This is a genomic window from Rhizobium oryzihabitans (assembly GCF_010669145.1).
Taxonomy (GTDB): domain Bacteria; phylum Pseudomonadota; class Alphaproteobacteria; order Rhizobiales; family Rhizobiaceae; genus Agrobacterium; species Agrobacterium oryzihabitans.
In genome coordinates, this window is record NZ_CP048635.1 from 631,389 (window position 1) to 654,144 (window position 22,756).

Sequence of the window (22,756 nt, forward strand, 5' to 3'; positions counted from 1 at the left end):
CGTCCAGAACTGCCGGCGTTTCAGGCTTCAGCCTATCGGGGCTGCGCCTTGTTGAAGCTCTTTATTCAGCCGCGATCTGCATCCGATCGGCGTGGAGCGACATGAGGCGCCGCGCCGTTTCAAGGCTCGCCGGCTGTTCGGCCCGGTAGCGGCGACCGATTTCCATCATCAGGACGGTATCGGGCAGGAAGGTCAGCTCCGAGAAGATGCTTTCCCATTCGATATCGCCCCAGCCGAGCGGCATATGCAGATCGCCGATGCCAAGCGCGGTATTTTCCTGGTCGAAATACGGCTGGTAAAAACCCTGCGGCCGGCCAAAGGAATCGTGGACATGCAGATGGCCGGCGACCGGCGCCATGGCGCGAAGCTGCTCGCGGAAATCGAGACCGCGATAGGTGGATTCGATATAGGCATGGCTGAAGTCGATCAGCGCAACGACATTGTCGTGCCCGACGGCCTTCACGGTCGCGGCCACTTCGGCAGGCGTCTGGCGATACTGGCCGGGCTCGGTGGAGAAGATATTCTCAAGCGCGATACGTACGCCGTAGGGCTTGCAGAATTCCGCAAGCTCAAAAAGCGCTTCCCGCTCACGGGCATCGGCATCGGCACGTTCGGCGATCTGGTCCGCACGCAGCGCACCGCCATGCTGAACGAGAATGCCGGCACCGATGCGGTCACAGAGGACGGCCAGCGCCTTGGCGGCATCGATCTGGTAACGGCAGGTCACCGGATCCATGAAATTGGAGGACACCAGCCCGTGCACGGTGTAGCGGAAATCGAACTGTTTCGCGAGCGACACGAACCGTTCGGCGCGCTCCTCGATGATGCGGCCGCCCGCGATCAGATCGAGGCTGGTCACAGCCAGTTCAACGGTGTCGCAGCCAATATCGGCCAGTGCGCGCAGATCGTTTTCAAGGGTGGCCAGTTCGCCGTCGTCCGAGCCGGCGTTAAAACCGGTACCAATAAGATTGCTCATGTCATCATCTCCAGATGTAAAGAAGTTTATGCGAGTTCAGGCAGCCGCGCGGCACGCCGCACCGTGTCGAACAGGTCCGGGCGGTCGACGTTGACATAGTCTACCCCGGCCAATGCGATCTCCTTATGAAGGTCGACATCATCGCCCCCATAATAAACCATGACCTCGAGACCCGCGTTGCGGCATGCCTCGACAAGGCCGGGCTTGCGCATCTGTTCCGGCGTGATCTCGATGATCGAGGCATGATGCACCGCCGCCGCCAGAGAGGGCGACTTGGCGATGTCGAGCGTCATCATCTTGCGGAAATCCGGTGCAGCGGCGGCCAGGCCCCGGCGCATTTCCTCGGAAAAAGAGAAAAAGAAGGTATCGCGCATCATGCCGAGGCCGCGCACCAGCGCTGCCACCTTAACGGGATCGCAATATTTCAGCTCGACATAGACACCGCAGCGGCCGCGCAAATGGCGCAGATAAGCATCGAGCCGGGGTACAATCGCACCCTTGAAGCTTTCACCAAACCAGCCGCCGGCATCCAGCGCATCGATCTCGCTCGACAGGGCGTGGCCGATCGGGCCCGTGCCGTCGGTGGTGCGGTCCAGCGTTTCATCGTGGAAAACATAAAGAACGCCGTCTGCGCTCTCGCGCACGTCAAGCTCGATATAATCGGCCCCATGCAGCAAGGCGAGGTCGGCAGCGGCAAAGGTGTTTTCGGGTGCGAACTGATTGGCACCACGGTGGGAGACGATTTTGGGCATGGTAAGTCCTGTCAGTTTACGGGCTCCGGCTCCCGCGCCGGAACGGTCGAATGGTGGGAAAGATCGGCGTGAAGTCCAGCGATGCGGTTGCCGTTGGCTTCGAACACGAGTGTCAGGCCGGATTTGCAGCTGATCCCGACATGATCTCCCGGCGAGTGGCGTATGGTCTCGCCATATTCAAGCGCGTGGATCACGCCTGCGGGCGTGTCGATCGTGTAGAACACCTCGCGCCCCATGGGCTCGACGGTGGTGACCTGCCCCGAAAGCAGCGCTTCCGTGGGTTGAATGAGGGCGATATCCTCCGGGCGCAGGCCAAAGGTGACCTCACCGTCGCAAGGACCATCGAGATCGAGCAAGGCATCGCCAATCTGCAACTGCCCGCCCTGCGCCCATCCCTTCAAGAGGTTCATCGGCGGCGTGCCGATGAAGCCGGCCACGAACAGATTGTCGGGCCGGCGATAAAGATCATCAGGCGTGCCGATCTGGGCGACCGCGCCATTGTTCATGCAGATGATCCTGTCGGCCATGGTGATCGCCTCGATCTGGTCATGGGTGACGATCAGCGTGGTGATCTTAAGCCGTTTCTGCAGGCTTTTGAGTTCGGCGCGCATGGTAATGCGCAGCGTTGCGTCGAGGTTGGAAAGCGGCTCGTCCAGGAGGAGGATGTTGGGTTCCTTGACCAGCGCCCGGGCGAGCGCCACGCGCTGCTGCTGACCGCCGGAAAGCTGCGAGGGCCGCCGGTCGAGTAACGCGCTGATCTGCACGAGGCTTGCCGCCTCCTCCACCCGCCGCGCCGCTTCCTCGCGCGCAACATTCTTGAAACGCAGCGGAAAGGCAATGTTCTGCCGCACCGTCAGGTTGGGATAAAGCGCATAGGACTGGAAGACGATACCGACATTGCGGTCGCGCGCATCGATGCGATTGACGTTATGGCCGTCAAAGGCGATCTCTCCGCCAGTCGGCGCGTAGAGCCCGGCGAGCAGGAACAGCGTGGTCGACTTTCCGCATCCCGATGGGCCGAGAACGGCGACGAATTCGCCATCTTCGATGGAGAGCGTCATCGGTTGCAGAACCCTGGTGTCGCCCCAGCTTTTTGTGACGTCGGTAAGAGTGATCCTGGCCATGGCGATTATCCTTTGATCCCGCCGAAACTCATCTGGGTGATGTATTTCTGCGTGAAGATGTAAATGATCAGCACAGGCAGCAGATAGATGATGCCGACGGCGGCGATCATGCCGTAATTCACGCCGACGCTGTCCTGTGCCACGAAGAAGAGATAGAGGCTCATCGTCATCTGGCTTTTTTCGATGAGCAGCGTCTGGACGAAGACATATTCCTCCCAGCCGCGCAGAAACGTGAAAGTGGCGACCGCGATCAGTCCGCTTTTCACCTGCGGCAGAACCACCATGCTAAAAGCCTGGAAGCGGGTCGCGCCATCGGTGACGGCACTCATTTCAATGTCCCAGGGAACGTTGTCGAAGAAGCCCTTGAGAACGAAAATCGCAAACGGCAGCTCCAGCGCGCTCATCACCAGCACCACGCCGAAGAGATTGTTGAGCAGGCCCATGTAATGCAGCTGCACGAAGATCGCGACGGTGAGCGCGAGTGCTGGAAATGCATGCAGCAACAGAAGGCCGCGCAGCACATTTTCACGCCCGGCAAAGGTGAAGCGCGACAGCGCATAGGCGGCAGGCGTGGCGACCAGCGCGACGATCAGGGTCTGGGAAGCGGCAAACAGCAGCGAATTGCGCATCGCAGCCCAGATCGACGGCATCAGCGCCATGCGCGTGGTGCCGGTTTTCTCGATATCGCGGCTCCACAGGAAGCTATAATTCTCGATGGTCAGATGCGGCAGCACCAGCACGAAAACGAGTGCTGCAACAACGGCGCCAAATGCCAGCCACAACAGCACGGGATTGCGCAGGCGCGCGGAGAAAAGTGCGACCGCTATCGCCCCGCCATAAGCAAAAGCGGCGATTGCGCCGCTGCGCCACAACACAAGCCGGCTGAGATTGTCGTCGGAACTCGTCAGCGATTTCACCAACAGCCACAGATAGGGCAGGAGAACCGGAACCGAGACCACCGTCAGGAACACGAGGATAACGGGAATAAAGCCGGCGCGATGGGCGAGGCTACGCCTTTCCAGCCGCGTCCAGTCCGGCTTCAGATCAAGCGCGCGCCTGTTACGGGCAGGCGCATGGGAGTGGGCGAGCGTCATCACAGTACCTCGATTTTGGCGGGAGCAAAGGTCGAGCGCATGTTGCTGAGACGCCATTGGACGAGTGTCACCGCAACGCCGATGGCCATCAGGCCGAGTGCCAGTGCCGCGCCATAGGCGTAAGCGCCGTTTTCGAAGGCGCGCCGGTAGATATAGAGCGCATAGGTCGTGCTGTCGTAGACTGGGCCACCGCCGGTGATCAGCAGGATGTATTCATAGGTCGTCAGCAGCGAAAGCGCCTGATAGAGCGTGATGAAACGGATGGGAGCCGAAAGCGCCGGTGCGACGACATGGCGAAGCACGCCCCATTCGCTGGCGCCATCCACACGCGCCGCATTGGCCAGATGCGAGGGTATGGAGCGGATGGACGATGTGAGGATGACCATGGCGAAGGACGCACCGACGACGCCGTTCGCCACGACCACCAGAAGCAGCGGAAAGTCATTGCGCAGGTTGAGAGCGGGTGCGCCGAGCGCGCCGAGAAACTGGTTGAGCAGGCCGGAAGAGGTCGGATCGGCGATCCATATCCACAGCACGCCATAAAGCACGGCCGGGCTCATGCGCGGCAGCAGCCACAGGCCGCGAAAGAAATTGCCGAGCCGGTCCGGTATCGCCGTCGTCGTGACGGCCAGCAGCGCGCCAAGGCCGATATTGAAGAGGAACAGTGTCGCGCCGACATAAACAAGCGTCGTCAGAAGCACGATCGGCAGGCGCATGTCACGCTGGACCATGCGCTGGAAATTCTCGACCGTGAATTTGCCGACCTTCAGATTTGCGCCCATATCGGTAAAGGCGATCACCAGATTGACGACGATCGGGGTCAGAAAGAACAGGCCGAGCAGGACAAGTGCGGGCGCCAGATAAAAGATCGGCCGGGCCGGACGACGCGTCCGAAGCTGGAATTTTGACATTACGATATACCGGTGGGAAACGCGGAAAAGCCGCCCGGCAAAGCCGGACGGCGTGGTTTCGGGCAAACTCAGTTGCTTGCGGCTTCGCGGATTTCGATCTCCGCACCGAATTGCAGTTCGAGTTCGTCGGCGATGAAATCAACCGCCTGCGCAGCCGTCATCTTGCCGGTCTCAACCGCCTGCAGACCGCTGAACAGCACCTTGTTATAGCTGCCGAACTTGGTGTGGTTGGGCACGAACTGCGCATCCTTCATCATCGGCGACGCGGCGGAAAGAACCCAGTTGTCGCGATATTTCGGCATCGCCGTCTGGGCGTTGCTGATCGCCGTGTGATAGGAGGTCACGGCATGCTCGTTGTTGAAATAGGGCAATGTCGCGAGCGCCACGAGATCGGCGGCGATGTCGGCATTCTTGCTCTTCGGATTGAGGGTGTAGAGCAGCGGGTGCGACAGGTTGGAAGGTTTGCCGCCCTTTTCGGCAGCCGGTGCGGAAATCCAGCCGATCTTGTTGAAATATCCCTCGCCATCGGTCGGCCAGGTCGCGCCGTTCTTTTCACCCACCTGCCAGGCAACCGCCCATACGCCCTGGTGGAAGATGAAGGCCTTCTCCTGCTTGAATGCGGTCTGGATGGCTTCCCAGCTCATGGCCGTGTTGTCGACCGGGGTCACGCCCTGCTTGGCGTTACGCTCGTACCAGCCGAGCGCCTTGGCCATCTCAGCCTTGGGGAACATCAGCTTACCGGTCTTTTCGTCCATGAACTTCACGCCATAGGACTGAAATACCATCAGATAATCGATGCCGACATTCGGACGGTGCAGCATGCCGTATTGCGCGGCCTTACCGTCAACCACTTCCTTCGACAGGGCCGTCAGATCATCGAGTGTGAATTCGCCGGCATCAACCTTGGCCGGCAGGCCTTCGATGAAGGCTTCATCCTTGCCGATCTTGCGCAGCATGTCCTTGTTGTAGAAGAACATGCGGATCTCCGCGTCCTGCGGAATGCCGTAAATCTTGCCGTCCGTCGCCTTGGCCGAATCCCACAGGACAGGCAGAATATCGCCGTAAACCCACGGGGTGGCAGCGATCTTGCCTTCCATCGCCATCGCATAGCCGTCCTGCGCGAACTGGCCGATCCACTCATGCGGCAGAACGTAGATATCCGGCCCCTGCCCCACCGAAAACGCCTTCAGCGTATCGAGCGCGAAGGCGTCCCAGCCCTGTACGCTGCTGTTATTGATGTCGATGACGATGCGCTTGTCGACGCCTGCGGCCTTGAACTGCGCGTTCATAATACCAGCCGCGGCCTCGATGTTGGTGACACGGCCTGGCGCGTTCTTGTCGGCAAGCGTCCAGAGCTTGATGTTGATGTCTTCGGCGAAGGCAACGGCCGGCAAAAGCGCGCTGAGAGCGACCGTCGCCGCCAAGGAGAGAGACTTGAACATAGGATCCATTCCCGTTGAAACTGATTATTTAATTAAGTTGCTTAATTTACAGCTTTATGACATTTCCGGAGATAAGGCTGGGAGAGCGGAACATTGAGTGACAGACGAAACGGCGACCTGACCGGCATCGGTGCAACACAGGGCGCGCTTCTGGGATATATCAGGCGCAAGGGCTCGGCCTCGCGCGTGGAGCTTGCCGAGTACTGCAACATAACCCCGGCAGCCGTCAGCATGATGACACGCAATCTGCTTCAGCGTGGCATTATCGAGGAGGGCGCACGCCGGCAGGAAGGTCGCGGTGCACCGCATATAGACCTCACGCTCAAAAAAAATGTCGGTTACGCCCTTGGCGCGCACGCGAACCGTTATTCGGTGATGTTGACGCTCCTGAATTTCGGCGGGGAGATCGTCGGCGAATTGCAGCTGCGGGGTTCCTATGGTGCATTCTCGGATGTTCAGCGGGCGCTTCAGGACGGGTCCGAGCAACTGCTTGCGAAAAACGCGATCAATAGAAGCGATCTCATCGGCGCAGCGATCGCCATGCCGACCCGCTTTCGCAAGGAAGCCATGTCGCTCGATCTTGCCGAGGAGGTGATTTCCTGGGCGGGATCGGATCTTTCCGCCATGCTGCGCGAGGCGTTGCGCTGCCCGGTCATCATCGAAAACGATGCCAATGCCGCCGCCATGGGCGAACTCACGCTCGGCAACACGGCCGGGCATGAAAACTTCGCCTATCTCTATCTGTCAGAAGGGATCGGCGGCGGCATCATCATCAAGAACGAGCTTTTTCGCGGTTATCTCGGCAATGCCGGCGAGATCGGCGCCCTGCGCGGCCGCGGCGCATCGCGCCCCTCTTTCGAAGATCTGGCCGCATGGTGTCTCGAGCATGTGGGTGAGAAACCTTCGGGGCGCGCACCAGAGGTCTGGACGGATTATCTGTCGCGCAATCCCGCCGTGTTTGATGCATGGCTTGAGCGGGCAGGCCCCGAAGTCGCCCGTCTCGCCTTCGCCGTCAGCGCCATATTGGCGCCCACCGCCATCTTCGTCGGCGGCACCTTACCGAGGATCGTGCGCGAGAGGCTGGCGCAATGGCTGGACTACGAACGCTCTGACCCGTTCAACGGCGCAAGCGTGATACAGCCGCAAATCCTGCTGCCGGAAGTGGTGGCCACAGATCCCGTGGCCTTCGGTGCCGCGGCGATGATCCTGCATGGTGTCAGCGACGCCGGCTGAAGGGTGAAGCATGTTCCCGGGTCACCCGAGATTTTGCACCATGAAATAGATCAGCCCGCAATGCGCGATCACCAGCGCCGCCCAGGCCCATTTCGCGACCCTGATATCAGCGTCGATGACCGTGTTGCTGATTTCCGTCACCCGAAATGTGTCTTCTCCCACCCGGCTCTCCGACGGGCGAGACCTGAATACAGTCTTGGAAACCGGTTCGCTTACGACATGAAGCCTGTCATTCGGAACGAATGGGCGCGGCTTGTCGTCGGCGCTCTCCTCAATGGAAAGCACCTCGTCGCCTGGGGCGCAATTCACCGCGACAAGTTGCGATGACACCCGCCTGTTACGCATGTTACCTCTATTGGGCATCATAATTTTCCACACAATAAAAATAAAAAATTCACCCCGAGACATCCGATAAAGCCATGGCTTTACCGGGCATGCTTGTGCTGCGCGCAGTTTGCGCAGTACCTGTCGAACCACCTCTTCCCCACGCCTTTCCGCTCCCCTGAACGGATAGGCGACCCCCGGGCGATTACCGTGCCGGGCTTCCCGGAATTTCCCTTTTTCCCGCGTAAGGCTTGGCCTCCCGCTGGATCAGGAAAACGGATTTTTCCACCGGCAGCGGCTCGGCTGTCCGGTAGCGCTGAAACCGCTTTGAATATTCGAACCGGATCAACCTGTCGTCGAACTTCCCCGCCAGAACGCGATAGCCGTTGACGAACTCGTTCAGGATCTCCAGCTCTTCCCCCACAGCCAGCCGCCGTAAGATGTGCCTTCGTTCGAACGCAGGACGATCTCGAAAAAATGACCGCCCGCCACGACCGGCATGCGGAAAAGAATATCGAGATTGTCTTCGTCCTGATCGTCACTTTTCTGCGCCGACAGCCTGGCATGGGCAACTTTCGCGTGAACCAGCGCCGAGACGGGATAGAAGGGCCGGCCCTTGAACCACATGAATTCGCTGACCGCATAACCGACGTCGTCGGCACGCTGGTAAGGTTCGATACGCGGCTCGAACGCCATGTAGCTTCCGTTAAACGCTATCAATTTCGAAAATTCCCGCTGCCTGCCCGCTGCATATTCGCTGTTTTCCGCCCGTCATTCACGCTTCTGTCTGCGACAATAGCCAGGCCGCGTCACACCAGCGTCAAATGGAACGCTATGATGACTTTCAATTTCCCGGGCACGTTGTTAGATGGTGATTCATGAGGGGACGAAAGTGGCTGGGAACGCTGAACTGATATCGATCCGGCTTTTTGGAACCCCGCGCTGTGAAGCGGTGCGGGACGCCTTTTTTCCGTCCAAGGGTTTTGCCCTTACCGCCGCCCTTATCCTTGCTCCGAACCAGTCCCTGTCCCGCCAGCACGCCGCATCGCTGCTATGGGAAAATGTCGAGCAGAAAAGGGCTCTTGGCAATCTGCGGCAGCTCATTCTGCGCCTTCAGAAGCTCTCCAACGGGGACGAAGCCATCCTTCTGACCGAAGGCAACGATCTGAAGGCCGGGAAGCTCGCTCAGAGGACGGACCTTGCGATCTTCCTTGCCGGTGCAAGGGCCGAAGAGCCGATGCGACGGCTGCACGCCTTGCTTGAATTCGGCGGCGAATTGCTGGAGGGGCTGGAGACCGGGCAGGATCATCTCTACCTCTGGCTGCTGTCGGAGCGACGCCGCCTCAGGGACCTGTTCTTTTCAAGCTATGTGCAACTGCTGGAGGAGCTGACGCGCTTCGGCCGTGCCAGTTCGAACGATATTGCCAGGCTTGTCGAATGCGCGCGCAAGATCGAGCCGGAGCGCGAAGAAACCTACCGCGCCGCCATGGCAGCCTATGCGCGGATAGGAAACACCAGCGCCTGCGAGGGAATTTTCCAGCTTCTACTGGAACAGCTGCGACAGGAAGAGCGCTCTCCGGAAGCAGAAACCGTGGCGCTGCGGCGGAGGATACAAAGTCTCGTCTCGACGATAGCCGCCCCCACCGAGCCGGACGAGAGCAGCCGACGGAAAGCCACGGCAAAACCACGCGTCGCCTTTAGCCGGCCGGCGCGGGTGGACGGGCTGCCGGGCTCACCGGTGATGCAGGCCTTCATCGAGGATGTCGCCAACAGCCTGGTTCGATACCGGACCTTCACCGTCCTTTCACCGCACAGTACCTTTGCACTGACGCGCGACCGGACCGACGACAGTTACGCCATGTTGCGGGCGGATTACCGCATCATGTCGACGGTTTTCGACGATACCCGCATGTCGGTTGCGCTGATCGAGGAAGCGACCGGCGAAATCGTCTGGTCGCTGGAAGCGGTCCTGACCGAACGGCAGATTCACGCCGCCTTCCGGCTGCTGTCCAAACAGGTGGCCGCAGCCCTTGCCCGCGAGATCGAGCGTCTTCAGGTGGAGCCCGACCGCAACCACAGCGGCGAGGCCTACCGGCAATTGCTGGAGGGCCAGCAGCTTCTGCGCGGCAAATGTGACTTGCCGCTGTTGCGGCGAGCCCGCTCGATGTTCCGCAAGGCGGTCGATATCGACCACGGCATGGCGGTTGCCCGCGCCCGCGTGGCGCAGAGCCTGCAGCTGGAATGGCTGATGCTGGGCGGCAACGACCCCCACCTGCTGCACCGCGCCAAGGCCGAGGCCGACGCCTCCGTCGAAATCGACCCTGCGCTTGGCGTTGGCCACTGGATGTGCGCCGTGGTGGCGCTCTATCAACGCGATTTCGACATATCCGCCGAAAAATTCTTCGAGGCGGAGGCGCTTGCGCCCAACTCCGCCGACCTTTTGCTCCAGCACGCCGATGCGCTCGCCCATTTCGGCGATGCCGAGATCGCCTGGGAGAAGTTTCAGCAGGCCATAGACCTCAACCCGCTTGCGCCCGACATCTACTGGTGGGCGGGCGCCAGCATCGCATTCAAGCGCGAGGATTACGGCACGGCGGTGGAATTATGCGCACGCATGGAAAATGACGAGCCGGCGCTGCGGGTCTTGACCGCAAGCCATGCGCTGCACGGAGATTTGGCCGCCGCCCGGGAAACGGGCAGCAGGCTTCAGGAAAACTATCCGGGTATGTCGGCGAGGGAGATCAGCAGTCTGTCTCCAGACCGCGACCCGATAGCGAATGAAAAATTCTATCACGCACTTCGATTAGCTGGGATCAAATAGGAGATATTATGTCCTCGCATTTCTTCATTGTCGGAAAAAAGGACTTCGGCGTTCTCTTCATTCGCACGGCGCCGCTCCGGGTTGCGTCCGTCTCGCATGAGACGATTGCCGCCTATGAAGCGAGCCATCCCGGTGTGGATGGTTATGCCCGCGTTGCAGCGGCTGCAAAGGCCATGCTCGTTCGTCAGGACGGTCAGCCCGAGGCTGAACTGGATCAGGTCCAGATCCAGGGCATCGAAGCCCTCGTCGCCGGTGGCGCCGTGGTTTCCGAGGCCGATTTCGCCTTCATCGGCGAAGTGGTCGATGCCGGCTGGGATTTCAACCGCATGGTGCAGGCTCCGATCGAGGCCGCACTGAAGGCTGTCGGACCGGCGGGCTCCATCACCGGCGAACTGTTCGACGCCATCCTGGCCGACGACACCAACGCGGCACCCTGATGAGGGTCCCGCAGCCTTGACCGCTGCCGGTGCTCCCAATTCAGCGACAGCGGCTTCAAGACATGCGGACGCTTCGTTCTTCGATCCCGAGCTGCTTCGGCGGTTCGGGATTACCCGTGTTGGTGATGTGACCGGTCTCGATATTATCGGCATACCCGTCTGGTTCGCGACGCGACCCAATTCACGCGGCCTGTCGGTCTCGCAGGGCAAGGGACTTGTCGCGGAGCAGGCCCGGCTTTCGGCAATCATGGAAGCGATCGAAGGTGCCGTCGCCGAAGACACCCGTAAACATATCGCCGTTTTCGGCTCCATTCGCGACATGCGCGACAAGGGCGTTCCGCTCGTTCCTTTTGAGACGGTCGGCCGTGTCAACCCGGACATGCTCAACCTGCAAAACGAGCGCGCCTGGGTAAAGGGCACTTCCATACGACAGCAAAGGGAGATTTTCGCCCCTTATGAACTCGTCGGCATGGATTTCCGGGCGGATTTCCCCTGGGACCGCCGAGCCTTCCTCATGAGTTCACAGGGTCTTGCCGCCGGTTTCGACCATGACCATGCGTTTCTCCACGCTCTTCTCGAACTCATTGAAAACGACGCCTGCTTTCTCGTCGATACCTTCGAAACCCGCACTATTGCCCCGCAACCGGTGCTGTTTCCCCCGGCGTCCACGCCTCCTTCGACGCGCTCGTTCAACGCCTCGCGGATATCGGACTGCCGCCATCCTTTTTCGACCTTACCAATGCGCTCGGCGTGCCGGTGGTGATGGCGAGCCTGCCCCGGTCCATCCACGCGCAGGACGGTCTTGCGACACGCAGTGCTGCGGGCGCCGCCTGCCGGCCGAGCGCCTATGATGCTGCCGTTGCGGCATTGCTGGAGGCGATACAGTCGCGATTAACGGATATCAGCGGCGCAAGGGATGACCTCTCTCCTCTGCGCTATCAGCGGGACATGTTTTCCCCGGGGCCTTCCGCCTCGGCAGCGCGACCGGTGGAAACGGCCCCGGTCAATCTCGATCTTGCGCATGGCGATCCGTCTTTGCCGCGATGGCAAAAGCTTGCGGAACGTCTGTTCGCCGGCGGCATCGAGGATATCTACGTATTCCCCTGGAAACCGGCGTCTCCGGCCTGCATGTCGTGCGGGTTATGGCAAGCGGCCTCTCCCCGGCCGGTGGCGGCCTGCAACAGATATCGCAACGGACGCTCGACGGCCTCCTCAACATCGGAGGGCTTTGATGAAGCCCGTCGTTTTTGCAGGCCCGTCCATCCACGGCATTGCCCCTGACCACCTCTCCGGCCTCGATCTTCGCGGACCGGCCGCCTGCGGCGATATTTTCGATGCGGTTCGGCAGGGTAACCGCGTCATCGCATTGATCGATGGCCTTTATGGTGATTGCGCCGCCGTCTGGCACAAGGAAATCCTGCATGCGCTGACGAGTGGTGTCTCCGTCCTCGGCGCCGCCAGCATGGGGCGTTGAGGGCTGCGGAATGCGCGGCCTTCGGCATGACGGGCATCGGTGAAATCTTCGAAGCCTATCGCGACGGGCGACGTTTTTCCGATGCCGATGTGGCAGTGAGCCACGCACCCGGCGAACTCGACTATCGCCCTCTTACGATCGCGCTGGTCGATGTCGAAGCGACGCTGGAAGCATGCCGCCCTCTATGGAGCCAGAGCCACACGACGCCCTGTTCCGCGCTGCCCGCAAGCTGCATTTTACCCGCAGGACATGGCGTGCCATCGCAGCTGAGGCCGGCCTTGGCTCCGAGACCGCAAATTTTCTGGCCGCAAACGCAGTGTCGATCAAAAAAAATGACGCGACCAGACTTCTGGCAATACTGGGTGGCGAACCGCTGCCACCTCCGCTGCCGCTGTCCTGGAAATTCCAGAACACGATGTTTTTTCAGCAATTGGCCGCGCGGCAGACGGCACGGGAAACAGCGTCTTGAGCGCTACCGGATCCCTGTCGCTGGTGCCCGATTGCGGCGGGCTGATCCGCACCATCGCGATCGCGCTGCCCGCATCTTTTTTCGCGGATGACAGGCCTGACAACAGCGTGTCACCGCTCGTCCCAATCGGAAACCTGCTTTCGGCCCTGCCTTTCGATGTAACGGCCATTGTTATCGTCGATCGCATCAGTCTTCTGCCTGCGCAAAATTGGCTCGACCGGCTGGGAGCCACCTGGACCGTCACGATGATGCCGCTTGATGGAAACAGCGGTGTCACACATCCGTGGATACAGGATATGTTCCACGTCCGGGCGGGTAAGGAAGGCGCGGGCGAACTGGTCATGACGGCGGGAAATGCTCTCGCCGGTCGACTTGCCGATCGTCTTGGGTTTGCAGCAGAGTTTTCGGATGTGGCCCTGGCGGGCGGTAACCAGCTTGTTGGCCCTGACTTTCGGCTGGTGGGCCATTCCAGCCTGCAGGATGATGGCTGGGTCGGGCGGAGTGCTGCGAACGACCGTCACAAACGATGGCAGCGGGTTCAGGCGCTCGACGGCAGAACCGTACACAGTTTCGGATATCGGCCTGAAGACCTTGGCAATGCCTCGGCATCATCCGATCATTCATCAACAAGGGCCTCAGCACCGGCAATGGCCGGCGGAAAAATGCATCAATGCGGTTTCCACGTCGACCAGTTTGTTTCAGTTACCGGCCTGAGACGTGATGGCCATCCCCTGTTGCTTGTGGCCGAGCCGGTCGCGTTTGACGGCTGCGACGCCCGTGCCGCCACCGATTTGAAACGGAAACTGGACGCATCGGCTCTTTCATTGGCGCGGCAGGGTTTTGCGATCCTGCGAAATCCTATCCCGGTTTTACCCGCCATCGATACGAAGAAATGCCTGCCCCGGCTTTACAACAACGTCTTTCTTGAAAATGTCACACGTTCCAGTCAAAAACGACCATTCGTCTGGATCCCGCATTTTGGCGATACGGAAGCGCTTGGGATTTTCGACCGAGAAAACCGGCAAATATGGGAAAGCCTCGGGTTTAACGCCGTCGGCATCGCGGGATGGAGCCATCTTGCTAGTCGCAACGGGGCGCTGCGATGTGCAACCAAGGTGATAAACCGTGGCCCTGCATAGGGTTGGCAAAGGAAAAACGTCGTTATTTTCTCAATAATGGACTACAATACCCGTGGAAATTGTGTTGAATGTATACCTTCAACAATATTAATTGATATTTATCCGATTTAAGACCTCACAACTGGAGGAATTCAACATGCAGGCCAAACTACCCAGCCCGATCGACGTACATGTGGGCGCACAAATCAGAATGCGCCGCAAGTCGCTCGGCATGAGTCAGAGTGCGCTGGCAGGCCGGTTGGGAATTACTTTCCAGCAGGTCCAGAAGTACGAAAAAGGCGCCAATCGCGTCGGCGCGTCGCGTCTGCAGGCCATTGCGTCCGTTCTCGGCGTCGATGTCAGCTCCCTGTTCGCCAATGCAACGCCCGATGGCGGCGCCGGCAATCCGGCCCTTGGCACGATCAATGCCATGCAGACATTCGTCGCTTCGAACGAAGGCTTTTCGCTGAACCAGGCATTTGCCCGCATCAAGAGCACATCCGTGCGCAGAAGCATTGTTGCACTCGTCACATCGCTCGCTGCGACTGAAACAGCGGAAAATGCAGTGACGCCGGAAAACAAGAACGATGATTGACGCAGGTGTGACGCTCGCGTGACGCTCGATATGGTCGAAATTGAACAACGCGATATCCACGCGTTTTCATACTGTCGATTGTCGAGAGGGAAGCATGGCGGCGTCTACCACAGCAATACTTGAACAGGACAATGCAGACGAGATTCTGGCCCTTGGTAGGATGGTTTCCTATCTTTGCCAGCGTTCGAAATCCATGGAACTGGGCATGTCAACCTATTTCCTCGAAATGGCATTGTTGTCGCTGGCCCAGGATATCAACCAGCAAGGAATGCCGCTGGCAGGCGCAGAACTGAACGGCAGCGGCTTCGCATCGTCCGATCTGCATTGAGCGCTTCCGCGTCCGAAATGGCGTAATCCGCGAAATCGAGCGTTTATATCGACCTCTAGTCGCAAACGCTCGGGATCGCTTCCGTTTGCCGGTCCGGCCGGCTCCATCCTGCCGGACAAAAGCATCCTTACACCCCTTCCCAATTTTCTTCGCGCAAGCGATGAGCGAGGCCCGGTTTGCCGGGCCTCGCTTCATATCAGACCACGGCCCGGCGAAGCTCGGCGGCCGCAGCCACCATATTGACGAGCGCCGGCCTCACCTCTTCCCATTTGCGGGTTTTCAGGCCGCAATCCGGATTGATCCAGAGCTGCCGGTCGTCAAGCCGCTGCCGCGCCAGCGCCAGAAGATCGACCATCTCTCCCACTGCCGGCACACGCGGCGAATGGATGTCGTACACACCGGGGCCGATCTGGTTCGGATATTTGTAGGTTCGGAAGGCATCCAGCAATTCCATCTTCGAACGCGAGGTCTCGATGGAGATCACGTCCGCATCCATGGCCGCGATCGCATCGATGATCTGGTTGAATTCCGAATAGCACATATGGGTGTGAACCTGTGTCCGATCCTCCACGCCGCTTGAGCAAATGCGGAAGGATTCAACCGCCCAGCCGAGATAGTCCTGCCAGTCGCGATGCCGAAGCGGCAGGCCCTCACGCAACGCTGCCTCGTCAATCTGAATCATCTTCGCCCCGGCTGCCTCGAGATCGTTGACCTCGTCGCGGATGGCTAGCGCGATCTGGCGGCACGTCACGCTTCTGGCGATATCGTCGCGAACGAAGGACCAGTTGAGGATCGTCACCGGCCCGGTCAGCATGCCCTTGACAGGTTTTTCGGTTAGGGACTGGGAATATTCCCACCAGCGCACCGTCATCGGTTTCGGACGCGACACATCACCGAAAATGATCGGTGGGCGAACGTATCGCGAGCCGTAGCTCTGCACCCACGCGTGCTGCGTGAAGGCGAAGCCGGATAGTTGTTCCCCGAAATATTGCACCATGTCGTTGCGCTCGAACTCGCCATGAACGAGCACGTCGAGGCCGATTTCCTCCTGCCAGCGGATGGTCGCTTCCGTTTCCTTCTGCAGGAAGCTTTCATATTGCGCGTCGGTCAGGGCGCCCTTTGAATGCGCGGAGCGGGCCTTTCGCACCTCGGGCGTCTGCGGGAAGGAGCCGATGGTGGTTGTCGGGAAAAGCGGCAGCGCAATGGCCTGCGACTGCACCTTCTGCCGCTCGGCAAAAGCGCTCGTCCGCTTCCTGTCGGCTTCGCCAATCGTTGCGATACGGCTCCGCACGGCCACATCAGTCACCTTTGGCGATGATGCACGTTCGGCAATCACCTTGGTGGCGGCTTCCAGCTCCGCAGTCACAGTTGCCTTGCCCTCACCGAACGCCCTGCCGAGCGTGGCAAGCTCACCGAGCTTCTGGGTGGCGAAGGAAAGCCAGCTTTTCAGATCAGCATCAAGACCTGTTTCCAGTTCGAGGTCAACAGGGACATGCAAGAGCGAGCAGGAAGGCGCGATTTGAAACGACGCCGCGCCCCGCGTGGCAATTGCGGCTTCCAGCTTGCCGATGATCGCGGCGAGATCGGCACGCCAGATGTTGCGGCCGTCGATGACGCCGAGAGACAGGACGCTCTCTGCGGGCAATGCTTTCAGCACCGGCTCAAGTTCACCGGGCGCACGCACGAGATCAATATGAAGACCCGCGACCGGAAGTGCGGTGACAGCCTCCAGATTATCCTCAAGACCGCCGAAATAGGTCGCGACGAGGATTTTCAGATCCGGCGCGGCTTTCGACAAAGCCTGATAGGAAACAGTCAGCGCATGACGCTCACCCTCGGAAAGGTCCAGGGCGGCAACCGGTTCATCAACCTGCACCCAGTCCGCACCGGCCGCATGCAGGCGGCGCAGCAGTTCTTCATAGACCGGCAGCAGTCTGGCCAGCAGATCGAGCGGCTTGAAGGCCGCGCCACGCGCCTTGGCTAGCTTCAGGAAGGTGACCGGGCCGAGGATGACCGGACGCGTATGGATACCGAGCGCCTTTGCCTCAAGGAAATGATCGACCGGCTTTTGCGAGGTGAGCGCGAAATGCTGATCCTCGGAAACCTCCGGGACCATGTAATGATAATTGGTGTCGAACCATTTGGTCATTTCCAGCGCCGGAACGCCCTGACCGTGGTGCGCATGCCCTTCATGACCATGGCCGCAACCCGCATGGCCTTCGCTCTGGCTGCCGCGCGCCATGGCGAAATAGGTCGACAGCGATACTTCTCCGCCCGTCCATGCGTAAACGGAGGGAATGGCGCCCACCATCACGGCCGTATCGAGCACGTGATCATAGAGGGAAAAATCGTTGGACGGGATATGGGTAATCCCTTTTTGCTGCTGAAGCGCCCAGTTTTCGGCGCGCAGTTTAGCGGCGGTTTCAAGAAGTTCCGGCTCGGAAATCTTTCCCGACCAGAAGCCTTCAAGCGCGAACTTCAATTCGCGGTGGCGGCCGATCCTCGGGAAACCGAGCGATGCGACTGGAATGGTCTTGTTTGACATTGTCATACCCCATTTGGTTGTGGGGGCATGGGTAAAGCGGACGCGTGCGGGCCCAGCCGTTGCCGGGCCAACGAGCAACCACCGGGACACCCCGCCCGTGGACGTTATTTTGTCCTGGCAGGTCTCCTGGCTCGCGGGTCGTCGCCTTTGCCCGTCTTCCCGGGGCTTTCACCCCAGTGACGTTGATGGACAAAGGCTCGCCGCTTACAGTTGCGGGGCAGCTCCGGTCTTGCCAATTAATGGCGCACCGGATTCCCTCTTAGCTCCGGGATTGAAACAATCAGGCCCGGAGAACCATGACACCCGCATTTCTCACCACGGGCATCATGATGTCAATAGACATAAAGAAATCTTTATATCTTTATTTCATTGAGGACGACTACTCAGGAGACGACCGCACCCGGTCCCGGCACGGCACCTGGCGGCACCTTACCCAGAATGATCATGCCGAGAACCTCGTCCTTCGTCACATCCTCAGTGCGGGCATGGCCGACCACCTTGCCGTTTTTCATGACGAAGACCCGGTCCGCCAGATCGAAGACGTCGTGAATATCGTGGCTGATGAGGAAGATGCCGATGCCCTGCCGTTTCAGTTCCTTGACGAGATCGCCGACCTGCGCCGTTTCCTGCGGCCCGAGTGCTGCCGTCGGCTCGTCCATGATGAGGATGCGGGCATCGAACAGAATGGCGCGGGCAATGGCGACGGACTGTCGCTGGCCGCCGGACAACGCCTTCACCGGCTCCTTGAACCGCCGGAAATTCGGGTTGAGACGCCCCATCACCTCGCGGGCCGAGGCTTCCATGGCGACATCGTCAAGCGTGCCCCATTTCGTCTTCAGCTCGCGACCGAGGTAAAGATTGGCGGCCGCATCGACATTATCCGCCACAGCCAGCGTCTGATAGATGGTCTCGATGCCGTATTTCTTGGCGTCGCGGGGATTGCGGATATCCGCATCCTCACCGTTGATGAGGATATCGCCGCCGTCACGCCGATATGCACCGGAGAGGATTTTGATGAGCGTCGATTTTCCCGCGCCATTGTGGCCGAGAAGAGCGACCACCTCGCCGGGGAAAAGATCGACAGAGGCGTTTTCCACCGCGTGGATGCCGCCGAAGGAAATGGAAATATTGCGCATTTCCACGAGGGGCGTGACTTGGTCCGTCATTGGGGTTCTCCTCGGTTCTTACTTGGCGCGGGCGCGGTAAATGGTGTCGAGCCAGACGGCGACGACCAGAACCACACCGACGACGATGCGCTGGAAGGGCGTATCGATGCCCACGAGCACCATGCCGGATTGCAGCGATTGCATGACGAGCGCGCCGAGCATCGCGCCCGCAATGGTTCCCACACCACCGGCAAGCGACGTGCCGCCGATGACGGCCGCCGCAATCGTATAGAGCTCGTCCAGCTCGCCCTGCGCATTGGTGGCCGCGTTGAGGCGGGCAGTCGAGATGGCCGCGGCGATGGCGCACAGAACGCCCATCAGCGTGAATATCTTCACCGTGACCCAGCGGGTCTTGATACCGGCGAGTTCCGCCGCTTCAGGGTTGCCGCCGATGGCGAAAACATAACGTCCGAATCGCAGCCGTGTGGCAATGAAGGTCATCACCGCCCCGACGGCGAGTGCCATCAGAACTGGAATGGCGATGCCGTGCGAAATGAACAGCCCGCCTTCCGGCCAGGCGATGCCATTGGCGTCGGCATAGTTGCGGGCGATGTTGACCGGCCAGGGATAGCTGTTGACCACAGCCACAAAACCGACAACGACGAGGCAGCCGAGCGCCACCAGAAAATATTCCGCCCAGACCGGCCGCAGCGGAAAACCGAAACGGCGGCGCTGGTGGCGGGAATTCAGAATGGCGGCAACGATGGCGACGCAGGCGACAATGGCGGCGATCCAGCTCCATGTCGCGCCGATCGAGCCGCTGGTGCCGCCGCCCATCAGGCGGAAGGTGGAATCCATCGGCGCCACGGTACGGCCGCTGGTGATGAACCAGGTGCCGCCGCGCCAGACGAGCAGGCCGCCGAGCGTGACGATGAACGACGGCACGTTCAGGAAAGCGATAATCGAGCCCTGCAGCATGCCGATGGCGCCGCCGACGAGGATGCCGACCAAGAGCGTGACAATCCATGTCGCCCAATGTTCGAAGCCGAGGATCTGCGGCAGGATTTCCGCCTGCATGACACCCATGATCATACCGGAAAAACCGAGGATCGACCCGACCGAGAGATCAATATTGCGGGTGACGATGACAAGCACCATGCCGGTTGCCATCACCGCCACGGAAGCGGTCTGCACGGAGAGGTTCCAAAGGTTTCTCGGCGTCAGGAACAGCCCGCCCGAAAGAATGTGGAAACCGATCCAGATCAGAAGAAGCGCGCCGACCATGCCGAGCAGGCGGGTATCCAGCTCTGTGGCGCTGATGAAGCGCGTAATCGAGCCTGTCTTTTCCGTCTTGGGGACGCTGTGGAATTGGATTGTGTCATGTCGGCCATGGACTGCCGGTCCTCCTTACATCTGAAAGGCGCCGCACCACATGCCGTGGCGCGGCGCCCAAAACGTCAACCTATCGGTCTCAGTTGCAGGCCTTGACGGTTCCGGCCTTCACACCCTGGCAGGCCGTTTCCTTCTTGATCCAGCCGGCGTCGATGACGACGTTCAGATTGTCCTTGGTAATGGCGATGGGCTTGAGGAAGACCGACTGCATTGCCACTTTTTTCGGACCGCCATCAAAGCTGGTGACGCCCTTGATTTCCGTCATCTTCTTGCCACCGGCCAGTTCCAGCGCGATGCCGGCCGCTTCCTTGCCAAGTTCACGGCTGTCTTTCCAGACCGACACCGTCTGCGTGCCGAGCGCGACACGGTTGAGCGCGGCGAAATCGGCATCCTGACCGGAAACAGGAACCGAACCGGCAAGGCCCTGCGCGGCGAGAGCGGCGATTGCGCCACCGGCCGTGCCGTCATTCGAGGCGACGACCGCATCGACCTTGTTGTTGTTCTTGGTCAGGAACTGCTCCATGTTCTTCTGGGCATTTTCCGGCTTCCAGCCATCGGTATAGGCCTCGCCGACATTCTTGATCTTGCCGCCGTCGATGGCAGCCTTCAGCACTTCCTGCTGACCGGCGAACAGGAAGTCCGCATTCGGATCGGAAGAAGAGCCCTTGATGAAGACGTAATTGCCTTCCGGCTTGACCTTGAAGACTTCAGCTGCCTGAAGACGACCGACTTCCTTGTTGTCAAAGGTGATGTAGAAGGCGTTCTGGTTTTCGATCAGGCGGTCGTAACCAACGACCGGAATGCCTTCGGCAACGGCTTTTTCGACCGCCGGGCCAATCGCGTCGCTATCCTGCGCCAGAATGATCAGCGCGTTTGCGCCCTGGGAAATCAGCGATTCCACGTCGGTCAGCTGCTTTGCGGCAGACGACTGTGCGTCGGCGGAAATGTATTTCGCACCGGCCTTGTCGAGTGCTGCCTTGATCGCCGCCTCATCCGTCTTCCAGCGCTCCTCCTGGAAATTCGACCAGGAAACGCCGACAACGAGATCGGCCGCGATGGCGGCGGTGTGCAGGGAAACGAGTACGGCCGTACCCGCCAAAAGCTTGGCAAATGAATTCATGATGTCCTCCCGGTAAGGGCGAAGCCTGCACCTCCATGCAGGGAAAACGCCCGGAAAAAAGCTGCCGGTCTCTGTGGTTTCACAATTTTCTCGACAGTCGAGAAAATTAATGTCAGAGATTCCTAATGCTGTCAACAACGGCTGCGGGCAGCATCCGGGTGCCTTGATCTTGTGTGTGGCATGCGCCATCAGAAGGGGTGAGCACGCGACAGGAAAAAGCCGTTCAGGGAGCAGGCCGCAGCCCATGTCCGCCATTGCAAGTACGGAACTGGTGCGCCAGAAAAACAGCCTGTCTGTAATGGCGGCATTGCGCCTGCACGGCAGCCTTTCGCATACCGAAATGTCGTCCTTCACCGGGCTTGCCTCCGCCACGGTCTCCGCCATTACCATGGAGCTGGAGCGCGCAGGCCTCATCCTGCGCAAAGAGCAGCTTGCCACTACGGGCCGCGGGCGGCCGCGTATTCTCTTTGGGCCGCGCGGCGCCTTCTGCCACGTCGCCATCGTCATCATTTCATCCGACAGCGTGCAATATTCGCTCGTCGATTACGCCGGCAAGCTGGTGGACCGCTTCACCGAACAGAGGATCGCGGCTGAAAAAGGCATGTTCGGCCAATCGATCCTGGCCGGTCTGGCAAGGCTTGCGGACCGCTCGCGCATCGATCGGCACGATATTCTCCAGGTATCGATCAGCAGCAAGGGACTTGTGGATGCGGCAACGGCGGCACTCGTCTGGTCCCCGGTGCTGGGCAATGAAAAGATAGATTTCCAGCAACTCATTTCGCAGGACGGCCGCATCCGCGTGACGCTGAACAACGAAACCCTGCTGGCCGCAAAAGCCATCTGGATGCGGCAGCAGGCAAAGGAAAAGGAGAGCCCGGCACCGGAGGCGCTCGTTACCCTTTCGCTGGGGCACAGCATCGGCCTCGGCATTGCCCGGGCCACCCCGGATGGGGCGATCAAGGTGAGTGCCCCCAATTTCGGCCATATGCTGCATCTGGCGGATGGCGCGTTGTGCCGCTGCGGCACCAAAGGCTGTATCGAGGCCTATTCCGGATTTTATGCGATCCTGCGCTCGGCCTTCGAAGCGCCGCCGCAGGCGGAACCGGCGAAATTCGTGCCGATTGCCGAAGTGGACAAGATCGCCGCCTCTGCCCGCGCCGGCGCCCGCATGGCCCGTTTTGCCTTCCGGACTGCGGGACTTGCGCTCGGCAACGGTCTTTCACGCCTGTTCAGCCTGCATGGCCATATGCCGGTTTTCATCACCGGCCCCGGCACACGCTATTTCGACCTTCTGGAAAGTGGACTTCATGACGGCCTCGCGCAATCCCAAGCCGTGCGCTTCGGCGGAATGCCAAAAATCGGCATCGCACCCGACGAACCGGAACTGGTGTTCGAAGGGCATATGGAACACGCGCTTTCCGCCGCCGACGATTATATATTGAGCGCAGACGGCCCTGACAGAGTGGTGAGGAATTCCGGGGGCTGACAGGGCAAC

18 protein-coding genes, 3 pseudogenes and 1 riboswitch are annotated in these 22,756 nt (G+C 60.1%); of the genes and pseudogenes, 9 read left to right on the forward strand and 12 right to left on the reverse strand.

The annotated features are described in order from the left end of the window. Positions 1–61: 61 nt before the first annotated feature. The 6 genes from G3A56_RS19580 to G3A56_RS19605 all read right to left on the reverse strand — a co-directional run bounded on the left by G3A56_RS19580 (position 62) and on the right by G3A56_RS19605 (position 6,299). Positions 62–976 carry a TIM barrel protein gene (locus G3A56_RS19580; protein WP_082185518.1) on the reverse strand — a complete coding sequence of 305 codons (915 nt, stop codon included), beginning with the start codon at positions 974–976 and terminating at the stop codon, positions 62–64. A gap of 26 nt (positions 977–1,002) precedes the next feature. Further along, on the reverse strand, positions 1,003–1,728 hold the full coding sequence (gene ugpQ / locus G3A56_RS19585; protein WP_082185516.1) for a glycerophosphodiester phosphodiesterase: 726 nt from the start codon (positions 1,726–1,728) through the stop codon (positions 1,003–1,005). A gap of 11 nt (positions 1,729–1,739) precedes the next feature. Next, entirely contained in the window at positions 1,740–2,852 is a 1,113-nt protein-coding gene (locus tag G3A56_RS19590) for an ABC transporter ATP-binding protein (RefSeq protein WP_082185514.1), read from the reverse strand. A 5-nt stretch (positions 2,853–2,857) separates the two neighbouring features. Next, positions 2,858–3,946, reverse strand: coding sequence for a carbohydrate ABC transporter permease (locus tag G3A56_RS19595; RefSeq protein ID WP_164056786.1), 1,089 nt, complete (start codon positions 3,944–3,946; stop codon positions 2,858–2,860). Further along, positions 3,946–4,857, reverse strand: coding sequence for a carbohydrate ABC transporter permease (locus tag G3A56_RS19600; protein ID WP_164056787.1), 912 nt, complete (start codon positions 4,855–4,857; stop codon positions 3,946–3,948). The genes G3A56_RS19595 and G3A56_RS19600 overlap by 1 nt, the downstream gene beginning before the upstream one ends. Before the next feature lie 68 nt (positions 4,858–4,925). Then, positions 4,926–6,299 carry an ABC transporter substrate-binding protein gene (locus tag G3A56_RS19605; protein ID WP_082185509.1) on the reverse strand — a complete coding sequence of 458 codons (1,374 nt, stop codon included), beginning with the start codon at positions 6,297–6,299 and terminating at the stop codon, positions 4,926–4,928. Positions 6,300–6,392: 93 nt separating this feature from the next. On the opposite strand from G3A56_RS19605, the gene G3A56_RS19610 reads away from it, so the two are divergent. Continuing rightward, positions 6,393–7,532 (forward strand): ROK family transcriptional regulator, encoded by a 1,140-nt coding sequence (locus tag G3A56_RS19610; protein WP_082185507.1) that lies wholly within the window; start codon positions 6,393–6,395, stop codon positions 7,530–7,532. A gap of 21 nt (positions 7,533–7,553) precedes the next feature. On the opposite strand, the gene G3A56_RS29035 is transcribed toward G3A56_RS19610, so the two are convergent. Next, positions 7,554–7,694: a hypothetical protein gene (locus tag G3A56_RS29035; protein WP_246231394.1), complete on the reverse strand. Its 141-nt coding sequence runs from the start codon at positions 7,692–7,694 to the stop codon at positions 7,554–7,556. 367 nt (positions 7,695–8,061) lie between these two features. Beyond that, a pseudogene (locus tag G3A56_RS19620) lies at positions 8,062–8,552 on the reverse strand (hypothetical protein). A gap of 172 nt (positions 8,553–8,724) precedes the next feature. Here G3A56_RS19620 and G3A56_RS19625 point away from each other — a divergent pair. The 7 genes and pseudogenes from G3A56_RS19625 (at position 8,725) to G3A56_RS19655 (ending at position 15,098) form a co-directional block, all read left to right on the forward strand. Next, positions 8,725–10,677: a BTAD domain-containing putative transcriptional regulator gene (locus G3A56_RS19625; protein WP_164056788.1), complete on the forward strand. Its 1,953-nt coding sequence runs from the start codon at positions 8,725–8,727 to the stop codon at positions 10,675–10,677. 8 nt (positions 10,678–10,685) lie between these two features. Further along, positions 10,686–11,114, forward strand: coding sequence for a hypothetical protein (locus G3A56_RS19630; protein WP_003497386.1), 429 nt, complete (start codon positions 10,686–10,688; stop codon positions 11,112–11,114). Positions 11,115–11,130: 16 nt separating this feature from the next. Further along, positions 11,131–12,346 (forward strand): annotated as a pseudogene (locus G3A56_RS19635) (YcaO-like family protein). Then, positions 12,346–13,057: pseudogene (locus G3A56_RS19640) on the forward strand (TfuA-like protein). The pseudogenes G3A56_RS19635 and G3A56_RS19640 overlap by 1 nt, the downstream one beginning before the upstream one ends. 245 nt (positions 13,058–13,302) lie before the next feature. Further along, positions 13,303–14,196, forward strand: coding sequence for a hypothetical protein (locus G3A56_RS19645; protein ID WP_246231395.1), 894 nt, complete (start codon positions 13,303–13,305; stop codon positions 14,194–14,196). A gap of 136 nt (positions 14,197–14,332) precedes the next feature. Beyond that, positions 14,333–14,770, forward strand: a complete 438-nt coding sequence (locus tag G3A56_RS19650) for a helix-turn-helix domain-containing protein (protein WP_082185500.1) — start codon at positions 14,333–14,335, stop codon at positions 14,768–14,770. 94 nt (positions 14,771–14,864) lie between these two features. Beyond that, a complete protein-coding gene (locus tag G3A56_RS19655; protein ID WP_164056790.1) occupies positions 14,865–15,098 on the forward strand; it encodes a hypothetical protein in 234 nt (77 codons plus the stop codon). A gap of 196 nt (positions 15,099–15,294) precedes the next feature. On the opposite strand, the gene metE is transcribed toward G3A56_RS19655, so the two are convergent. The 4 genes from metE to xylF all read right to left on the reverse strand — a co-directional run bounded on the left by metE (position 15,295) and on the right by xylF (position 21,261). Further along, positions 15,295–17,643, reverse strand: coding sequence for a 5-methyltetrahydropteroyltriglutamate--homocysteine S-methyltransferase (metE, locus tag G3A56_RS19660; protein ID WP_082186041.1), 2,349 nt, complete (start codon positions 17,641–17,643; stop codon positions 15,295–15,297). A 99-nt stretch (positions 17,644–17,742) separates the two neighbouring features. Beyond that, positions 17,743–17,957, reverse strand: a riboswitch (cobalamin riboswitch). A gap of 69 nt (positions 17,958–18,026) precedes the next feature. After that, positions 18,027–18,809, reverse strand: coding sequence for an ATP-binding cassette domain-containing protein (locus tag G3A56_RS19665; protein ID WP_082185495.1), 783 nt, complete (start codon positions 18,807–18,809; stop codon positions 18,027–18,029). An 18-nt stretch (positions 18,810–18,827) separates the two neighbouring features. Continuing rightward, positions 18,828–20,123 carry a sugar ABC transporter permease gene (locus tag G3A56_RS19670; protein WP_425503385.1) on the reverse strand — a complete coding sequence of 432 codons (1,296 nt, stop codon included), beginning with the start codon at positions 20,121–20,123 and terminating at the stop codon, positions 18,828–18,830. A gap of 97 nt (positions 20,124–20,220) precedes the next feature. After that, a complete protein-coding gene (gene xylF / locus G3A56_RS19675) occupies positions 20,221–21,261 on the reverse strand; it encodes a D-xylose ABC transporter substrate-binding protein (protein WP_003497403.1) in 1,041 nt (346 codons plus the stop codon). A gap of 244 nt (positions 21,262–21,505) precedes the next feature. On the opposite strand from xylF, the gene G3A56_RS19680 reads away from it, so the two are divergent. Further along, positions 21,506–22,747 (forward strand): ROK family transcriptional regulator, encoded by a 1,242-nt coding sequence (locus G3A56_RS19680; RefSeq protein ID WP_082185491.1) that lies wholly within the window; start codon positions 21,506–21,508, stop codon positions 22,745–22,747. Positions 22,748–22,756: the final 9 nt, after the last annotated feature.

What these genes read in the sequence shown, in the direction of transcription:
- metE (WP_082186041.1), bottom strand. Translation starts at nt 17,643, where the DNA reads ATGTCAAACAAGACCATTCCAGTCGCATCGCTCGGTTTCCCGAGGATC.
- G3A56_RS19605 (WP_082185509.1), bottom strand. Translation starts at nt 6,299, where the DNA reads ATGTTCAAGTCTCTCTCCTTGGCGGCGACGGTCGCTCTCAGCGCGCTT.
- G3A56_RS19630 (WP_003497386.1), top strand. Translation starts at nt 10,686, where the DNA reads ATGTCCTCGCATTTCTTCATTGTCGGAAAAAAGGACTTCGGCGTTCTC.
- G3A56_RS19665 (WP_082185495.1), bottom strand. Translation starts at nt 18,809, where the DNA reads ATGACGGACCAAGTCACGCCCCTCGTGGAAATGCGCAATATTTCCATT.
- ugpQ (WP_082185516.1), bottom strand. Translation starts at nt 1,728, where the DNA reads ATGCCCAAAATCGTCTCCCACCGTGGTGCCAATCAGTTCGCACCCGAA.
- G3A56_RS19650 (WP_082185500.1), top strand. Translation starts at nt 14,333, where the DNA reads ATGCAGGCCAAACTACCCAGCCCGATCGACGTACATGTGGGCGCACAA.
- G3A56_RS19655 (WP_164056790.1), top strand. Translation starts at nt 14,865, where the DNA reads ATGGCGGCGTCTACCACAGCAATACTTGAACAGGACAATGCAGACGAG.
- G3A56_RS19580 (WP_082185518.1), bottom strand. Translation starts at nt 976, where the DNA reads ATGAGCAATCTTATTGGTACCGGTTTTAACGCCGGCTCGGACGACGGC.
- G3A56_RS19590 (WP_082185514.1), bottom strand. Translation starts at nt 2,852, where the DNA reads ATGGCCAGGATCACTCTTACCGACGTCACAAAAAGCTGGGGCGACACC.
- G3A56_RS19600 (WP_164056787.1), bottom strand. Translation starts at nt 4,857, where the DNA reads ATGTCAAAATTCCAGCTTCGGACGCGTCGTCCGGCCCGGCCGATCTTT.
- xylF (WP_003497403.1), bottom strand. Translation starts at nt 21,261, where the DNA reads ATGAATTCATTTGCCAAGCTTTTGGCGGGTACGGCCGTACTCGTTTCC.
- G3A56_RS19680 (WP_082185491.1), top strand. Translation starts at nt 21,506, where the DNA reads ATGTCCGCCATTGCAAGTACGGAACTGGTGCGCCAGAAAAACAGCCTG.
- G3A56_RS19595 (WP_164056786.1), bottom strand. Translation starts at nt 3,946, where the DNA reads ATGACGCTCGCCCACTCCCATGCGCCTGCCCGTAACAGGCGCGCGCTT.
- G3A56_RS19645 (WP_246231395.1), top strand. Translation starts at nt 13,303, where the DNA reads ATGATGCCGCTTGATGGAAACAGCGGTGTCACACATCCGTGGATACAG.
- G3A56_RS19625 (WP_164056788.1), top strand. Translation starts at nt 8,725, where the DNA reads ATGGTGATTCATGAGGGGACGAAAGTGGCTGGGAACGCTGAACTGATA.